Annotated in this window: 5 protein-coding genes; 1 reads left to right on the top strand and 4 read right to left on the bottom strand. The window is 65.2% G+C overall.

Annotated elements, in window-relative coordinates; all coding sequences use genetic code 11:
• The 4 genes from earP to LPZ50_RS19095 all read right to left on the bottom strand — a co-directional run.
• Positions 1-528 (bottom strand): elongation factor P maturation arginine rhamnosyltransferase EarP (gene earP, locus LPZ50_RS19110; RefSeq protein WP_230663750.1); only part of this gene is annotated, 528 nt, incomplete at its 3' end.
• Positions 529-645: 117 nt separating this feature from the next.
• Entirely contained in the window at positions 646-1,848 is a 1,203-nt protein-coding gene (locus tag LPZ50_RS19105) for a DUF2863 family protein (RefSeq protein WP_230663747.1), read from the bottom strand.
• 98 nt (positions 1,849-1,946) lie between these two features.
• A complete protein-coding gene (acnA, locus tag LPZ50_RS19100; RefSeq protein WP_230663744.1) occupies positions 1,947-4,646 on the bottom strand; it encodes an aconitate hydratase AcnA in 2,700 nt (899 codons plus the stop codon).
• Positions 4,647-5,319: 673 nt separating this feature from the next.
• Positions 5,320-6,252 carry a LysR family transcriptional regulator gene (locus LPZ50_RS19095; protein ID WP_230663741.1) on the bottom strand — a complete coding sequence of 311 codons (933 nt, stop codon included), beginning with the start codon at positions 6,250-6,252 and terminating at the stop codon, positions 5,320-5,322.
• Positions 6,253-6,360: 108 nt separating this feature from the next.
• Between LPZ50_RS19095 and LPZ50_RS19090 the strand changes: the two genes are divergently transcribed.
• A complete protein-coding gene (locus LPZ50_RS19090; RefSeq protein WP_230663738.1) occupies positions 6,361-7,260 on the top strand; it encodes an SDR family oxidoreductase in 900 nt (299 codons plus the stop codon).
• The last annotated feature ends 20 nt before the right edge of the window (positions 7,261-7,280 follow it).

Below are 7,280 nucleotides of genomic sequence, written 5' to 3'. Positions count from 1 at the left end.
GGACACGCCCAGCCCGCGCAGGAAGCTGCCCTGCGCGTCGCGCGAGCCCTGCAGGGCATTGCGTTCGGCGTCCAACCCGGGCTCGCGCAGCAGGCCGCCGGTGGCCAGGGTGAACCCGGGAAAGAAAAAATGCTTGGTCAGGCCGTCGGCGCGTTGCGAGGGCAGGCCGTGGCAGCTTTCCACCCAGGGCTCGGCGCTTAGGTATTCCAGGTTCACCCATACCGGGCGGCGCGCCTGCATGGCCTGCACAAAAGCAGGCGGCGGGTCGCAGGCGAAGGCCTCGACGACGACATCGCCCGGGGGCAGGGCTGGCGGCGCGTCTGTCCAATGCACGATGTCGATGTCGGCGCAGGTTTGCCGGCCGGCAGCGGGGTCGATGCCGGGCTGGATGCGCGCGAAGGCCCGCAGGTCATCGACCCACAGGCGTACCTGCCAGCCATGCCCCTGGGCCATGCGGCGCGCCAGGCGCCAGCAGACGCCAATATCGCCGTAGTTGTCGACCACGCGGCAGAAGATGTCGGCTTGCATCGCGCTATCCGGTATCAATGCTTCACCAGGCGCCATGCGCCCGGGATGAAACCAGGTGTGGCCGGATCGGGGGCGCCGCGAAGTGGAAAGCGCGCAGCGCTTCGGGGGGCTTTCACCTCAGTGGAACTGTGTCGGGGCGGTGTCGGCGTCTTCTGGAAGTTCGGCGTGCACCAGCTCGCCCAACGGGTTGGGAAAGTGCGGCGCGCCGCAGTCTTCGCAGTACTCGGGCGGCAGCAGGCCGGGAATGCGCCGCACGTCCTGCACGCCGTATTCTTTCAGCAGGCTGGCGATCTCGTCGACGGTGTCGGGCAGGTCTTCTTCGGCCGGCTGGTCTTCTTCGCGGCCGTACAGAGGCCAGACGCAACCGTAGTACACGTCGTTGCTGTTGCGGGCGGTGAAGCCGACACGGTATTCGTCGATGCGGACATCGCCGCAGCCCGCCACCACGGCGCGCAGTTCGGAAGGCGCCAGGTTCACCGCGCCTTCCAGCCAATTGACCGCGGCGCGCAGCGACAGCGGGCGCACGCGGCGGTCGGCCTCGCGGTTGCTGACGTAATACGCGTCGGGCAGCAGGCATTCGATGCCGCAGCCAGGCAGCAAGCCGGCCAGCGTGGGCTGGGCTTGTTCCACCCATTTCGCCAGGCAGGCGTCGCGGCTGTGGGTGTCGTCTCCAGGCTGTTCCTGCCAGCGGAATACCGGTGCGCGTTCCGGCACGGCCACGGCCGCCACCACATAACGCGTGTCGGCCAGCATGTTGGCGGTTTCGGCGTCGTCGTTCAGCGCGGGCTTGGCGGTCTCGGCGCCCAGCGCCTGGCTGCCCAGGCGCTGCAGCCACTGCCAGGTTTCCGAGAACGTGCGGGGCATCTGGTCGATGCTGACCAACCAGGGCATCAGGGCCGCGCGCGCGCCTTCGGCCAGTACATGGCCGTGCAACTGGGCCAGCAGCGCCTGCTGGGCCGGGGCGGCGATGGGGCCGGTGGGAATGGCGTAGCGGGTCCAGGCCACCACGGGGGCCACGACCAGCAGCACATCGTAGCGCTGGCCGTTCTTTTCGATTTGCATGGATTCGGACAGGGTTTCGGCCTGTTCGATCAGCACTTCGTAGCCGCCGGGGTCGCGCTGCGCCAGGTGGTCCAGCGCGGCTTCCAGCGGCGCGTCCTGGCCGCCGCGCAGCAGCTTGGGGATGGCTTCGGCAAGCAGGCTTTCCCAGTACAGGTCTTCGATCCGGCTGCCGGACCGGTTCAGAGACTGGGCAAGCGCCGCCAGGCGCGCGGCATCGCGGCTCAGGCGGGGAGAAGAAGGGCTGCGGGCTCGGGCCATGTCTAGTCGCGGGTGTCCAAAGTAAAGGGGCGAAACCCGCTAGTTTAACGCCCGCCCGCTTGGGGCCCGCTCTTGGGGGAGCGGGCCCTTGCGGGCTGTCAGGCAGCCAGCAGTTGGCGCAGCACGAAGGGCAGGATGCCGCCGTGCACGTAGTACTCGACTTCGATGGGCGTGTCGATGCGCAGCAGCACCTGTACGTCCTGCCTGGATCCGTCTTGGCGATGAATGGTCAGCGTGACGTCCTGCATGGGCTTGATGCCGTTTTCCAGACCCGAGATGTCGTAGGTTTCCTTGCCGGTGATGCCCAGCGTGTCGACGCTGTCGCCGCCCTTGAACTGCAGGGGCAGCACGCCCATGCCTACCAGGTTGCTGCGGTGGATGCGCTCGAAGCTGCGCGCCACCACGGCCTTCACGCCCAGCAGCTGGGTGCCCTTGGCCGCCCAGTCGCGCGACGAACCGGTGCCGTATTCTTCGCCGCCGAACACCACGGTGGACGTGCCGTCGGCCACGTATTTCATGGCCGCGTCGTAGATGGACATTTGTTCGCCGCCCGGCTGGAACAGCGTTTCGCCGCCCTCGAAGCGGCTGCCGTCGGGCTGGGCCGGGATCATCAGGTTCTTGATGCGCACGTTGGCGAAGGTGCCGCGCATCATGATTTCATGGTTGCCGCGCCGCGAGCCATAGCTGTTGAAATCGGCCTTCATGACGCCGTTTTCTTTCAGCCATTTGCCGGCGGGCGAGGTTTCCTTGATGGAACCGGCCGGCGAGATGTGGTCGGTGGTGACCGAGTCGCCGAAAATGCCCAGCGCGCGCGCGCCCTTGACCACCGGCATGGCGCCCGGCTGCATGCCGAAGCCCTCGAAGAACGGCGGTTCGGCGATGTAGGTGGAATCGGGCCAGTTGTAGGTTTCGCCGGTAACGCCCTTGATGTTTTCCCACAGCTTGCCGGGGTTGGACTTGACCTGGCCGTAGTTGGCCTGGAAGGCGTCCGGGTTCAGGGCGTGCTTGATCAGCGCATTGACTTCTTCGGTGGTGGGCCAGATGTCGCCCAGCCACACGTCGCCCTTCTTGCCCTTGCCCACGGGCTCGGTCATCAGGTCGCGCGTGATGGTGCCGGCCAGCGCGTAGGCCACTACCAGCGGAGGCGAAGCCAGGAAGTTGGCCTTGATGTTGGGATGGATGCGCGCCTCGAAGTTGCGGTTGCCCGACAGCACGGCGGCGCAGACCAGGTCATTGCCCAGGATGGCTTCGTTCAGGTCGGGGGTCAGGTCGCCCGCGTTGCCGATGCAGGTGGTGCAGCCGTAGGCCGCCACGTCGAAGCCCAGCTTTTCCAGGTAGGGCAGCAGGCCGGTCTTGGTCAGGTATTCGGTGACCACGCGCGACCCGGGGGCCAGCGAAGTCTTGATGTGCTTGGGCACGGTCAGGCCGGCCTCGACGGCCTTCTTGGCCAGCAGGCCAGCGGCCAGCAGCACGCTGGGGTTGGACGTGTTGGTGCACGAGGTGATGGCGGCGATCAGGATGTCGCCGTTCTTGACCTTGGTGCCCGCGCTGGTGGTGAAGGTTTGCTGCAGTTTTTCGGCGGGCTGGTTGAAGCCGTTTTCGGCCACCGGCTTGGAGTACAAATCGATGAAGGTGTTCTTGACGTTGCCGATTTCGATGCGGTCTTGCGGGCGCTTGGGGCCCGCCAGGGAGGGCGCCACGGTGGAAAGGTCCAGCGTCAGCAGCTTGGTGTAGTCGACGTCTTTGGCCTTGGGTACGCCGAACATCTTCTGGGCCTTGAAATAGGCCTCGAAGGCGGCGATTTCCTCGGGCGTGCGGCCGGTGCCCTCGAAGTAGTCGATGGTGCGGGCATCCACGGGGAAGAAGCCCATGGTGGCGCCGTATTCCGGCGCCATGTTGCCGATGGTGGCGCGTTCGGCCACCGACAGGCTGGCGGTGCCTTCGCCGCAGAATTCCACGAACTTGCCCACCACTTTTTCACGGCGCAGCATTTCGGTAATGGTCAGCACCAGGTCGGTGGCGGTGACGCCGCCGCGCAGTTGGCCTTTCAGTTCCACGCCCACGACGTCGGGGGTCAGGAAGTAGACGGGCTGGCCGAGCATGCCGGCTTCGGCCTCGATGCCGCCCACGCCCCAGCCCACCACGCCGATGCCGTTGATCATGGTGGTGTGGCTGTCGGTGCCCACCAGCGAGTCGGGGTAGTAAATGTTGTCTTTCTGGTGCACGCCGCGCGCCAGGTATTCCAGGTTCACCTGGTGCACAATGCCGAAGCCCGGGGGCACCACGCCGAAGGTATCGAAGGCCTGCATGCCCCACTTCATGAACTGGTAGCGCTCTTGGTTGCGCTTGAATTCCAGTTTCATGTTCAGGTCCAGCGCGTTCTTGGTGCCGAAGTAGTCGATCATGACCGAGTGGTCGACCACCAGGTCTACCGGTACCAGCGGTTCGATGCGCTTGGGGTCTTTGCCCATTTTGTCGGCTACCGAGCGCATGGCGGCAATGTCGGCCAGCAGGGGCACGCCGGTGAAGTCTTGCAGCACCACGCGCGCCACTACGAAGGGGATTTCGTCCTCGCGCTTGGCGTTGGCCTGCCAATGGGCCAATTGCTTGATGTGTTCTTCGGTAACCTTCTGGCCGTCGCAGTTGCGCAGCACCGATTCGAGCACCACGCGAATGGAAACGGGCAGACGCTGCACGTCCACTCCCAGGGCCTTGCCCAGGGCAGGCAGGGAATAAAACTGACAGGATTTATTGCCGATCTTGAAGTTCTGGAGGGTATTGAACGTGTTGTGCGGCATGATGGGACTCCGTGGAATTTGGACCGCGTAAAGCCGCCATTTTCTGGCGTTTTGGCGCGCTTGTCATTGTATGTGAGACAAGGTGACCTATGGCTGAATGTCTTATATCTTATATAAGACTTGGCCGGGAGGTCAAAGTTCCTGCGCTGGCTTCAGGGATATCGTAGCGATGGCGTGTGACGGGCATTCTGCGGGTATCTTGGCGGCCGTGGCGCTTTGGTTCTTGCGAGGCTTCGGCCCAAGGCAAAAACCGGCACGGCCAAGTCGCTCGGCTCGGGCGCGACCAGGCGCCCTCGGCTCCCTGCGGGAGTTGCCCTCGCTCCAATTGGCCGTGCCGGTTTTTGCCTTGGGCCGAAGCCAGCAGTATCTCAGGATACTTTCGGCCCTTGCTTACCATCAATCAGTTGGCCTGTTCCCTGAGCCGGGCAGCCAAGCAAACTGTACGGCCACCAATAACCGCCCGTCCTCGCAAACGCGGTTATGCCACTACTGTGAGTTCCTGCCGGGTGCCGGGGAGGCGCGCCGGCCGAGTCGCTCGGCTCGGGCGCGACCAGGCGCCCTCGGCCTGCTGCGCAGGCTGCCCTCGCTCCAATCGGCCGGCGCGCCTCCCCGGCACCCGGCAGGAACGTCTCAATAGAGATACCTCGCCACGGGGAAGGCAACTCCCCCCATCTCAGGCCCGGCCGCCCGCGTCCCCCATCAACCCCTCCAGTTCCGTGCGCAGGAAATCCACCACTGCCCGCACCCCGGATGAAGGATAGGGATTCGGCGTGGTCAGGATATACAGCTTTTCGCCCGGGCCCATCGCCTGGTATTGCGGCAGCACGATACGCAGGCGGCCCTGGGCGACATCCTGGCGCACCACATAGGCGGGCAGCAGCGCAATGCCCAGTCCCGCCCGCGCGGACTGGGCCAGGAATGGAAAGTACTCGGACTGAAGGTGCGGGGTCAGCTTGACGCTGTGAGTGTGTGCCTTGTGCCGCAGTGCCAGGGTGAAATAGGGCTTGCCGCCGGGCGGGCAAAGGAACGGCAAGCGCACCAGTTCGCGGGGATGCTCGGGCGTTCCTGCCCGGCGAAGGAATGCGGGAGTGGCGCACAGGTGCCATTGGATATCGCACACCTCGCGCGCCACATAGTCTTGCGGAGGGTCGGTGACCGCCCGCAGGGCCACGTCGATCTCGGACGAAATCAAATCGCTGACCCGGTTGGAGAACAGTACCCGTAGATTCAGGTTCGGATGCCGCTGCGCGAAGCGGATCAATAGCGGCTGCAGATCCAGTTCGCCCAGCCCGGTGGGAATGCTGAGACGCACATGGCCGGCGGGTTCGGATCCTTCTTTGTGCAAGGCATGGCGGGCGGATTCGACTTCGCGCGCCATACGCAACCCGTGTTCATAGAGCACCGTGCCTTCGTGGGTAAGTTCAAGGCGGCGCGTGGTGCGGCGGATCAATTGGGCGCCGAACGCGCGTTCCAGCTTTTGCAGCCCCCGGCTGACATGTGAGCGTGTGATGCCCTGGCGGATGGCGGCTTCGCTCAGGGTGCCCGCATCGACGATGGCCACGAACAGCTGGATCAGGTTCAGGTCTAGCGCGAAGGCGGCGCCCATGGGGGGAAATTGTTGTCTGTGAGACAACAGAGTTTACCCATTTCAGGGAATTGTCGCCGCCACGGTGCATTGATATGCTGCCCTGACTATTTTGTGACGGAGACTGAAATGCAGGCAGGCATATTTCGCGCCGATCTTTTCCGCGGGCGCAGCGTCTTGATCACCGGGGGCGGCACCGGGCTGGGCTACGCCATGGCCGATCAGCTCAGCGCCCTGGGCGCCACCGTGCATTTATGCGGCCGGCGACCCGCGGTGGTGGGGGACGCGGCCCGGGCTTTGCAGGAACGTCACGGTAATACCGTGCACGCCCATACCGTGGACATTCGCGATGCCGATGCCGTGACGGCGATGGTAAATGCCCTGTGGACCGAGCACGGCGGCGTGGACGGACTGATCAATAATGCCGCTGGCAACTTCATCAGCCCCACGGAAAAGCTGTCGGCCCGCGGGTTCAACGCCATTGCCGATACCGTGTTCCACGGAACCTTCTACATGACCCAGGCCGTGGCCAGGCACTGGCTGGAAACCGGCCGGAAAGGGGCGGTTGTGTCTATCGTGGTGACCTGGGTCTGGACCGGCTCGCCGTTCGTGGTGCCATCGGCCATGTCCAAGGCTGGCATCGACGCCATGACCAAGTCGCTGGCGGTGGAGTGGGGCCGCAAGGGGATCCGCCTGAACGCGATCGCCCCCGGCGTCATTCCCACTGAAGGGGCATCGGCGCGCTTGCGGCCCACCGACGCCGGCCAGGACGCCATCGCCAGGCAGAACCCCATGCAGCGCGTCGGTACGGGCCAGGACATCGGCCAGTTGGCGGCCTTCCTGCTGTGCGAGCAGAACGACTGGATCAACGGCCAGACCATCGCCCTGGACGGCGGCGATCATCTTGCCAACGGCGCATACTTCAAGCAGTACTTCGATTGGTCGGACGACGACTGGGCCGCCGCGCGTGCGGCGATCGAGGCCCGCAACAGCCAGGACAAGGCGCAGCGCGCGCCGCGCCCGGCATGACGCGCCAGATCATCGCCGCC

Source organism: Bordetella petrii (assembly GCF_020991325.1).
GTDB classification, from domain to species: Bacteria; Pseudomonadota; Gammaproteobacteria; order Burkholderiales; family Burkholderiaceae_B; genus Bordetella_A; species Bordetella_A petrii_E.
This window is presented reverse-complemented; position numbering and strand designations above follow the sequence as displayed.

Bases quoted from the DNA above. Each gene is read 5' to 3' on its own strand.
- LPZ50_RS19105 (WP_230663747.1), bottom strand. From the start codon at position 1,848: ATGGCCCGAGCCCGCAGCCCTTCTTCTCCCCGCCTGAGCCGCGATGCC.
- acnA (WP_230663744.1), bottom strand. From the start codon at position 4,646: ATGCCGCACAACACGTTCAATACCCTCCAGAACTTCAAGATCGGCAAT.
- LPZ50_RS19095 (WP_230663741.1), bottom strand. From the start codon at position 6,252: ATGGGCGCCGCCTTCGCGCTAGACCTGAACCTGATCCAGCTGTTCGTG.
- LPZ50_RS19090 (WP_230663738.1), top strand. From the start codon at position 6,361: ATGCAGGCAGGCATATTTCGCGCCGATCTTTTCCGCGGGCGCAGCGTC.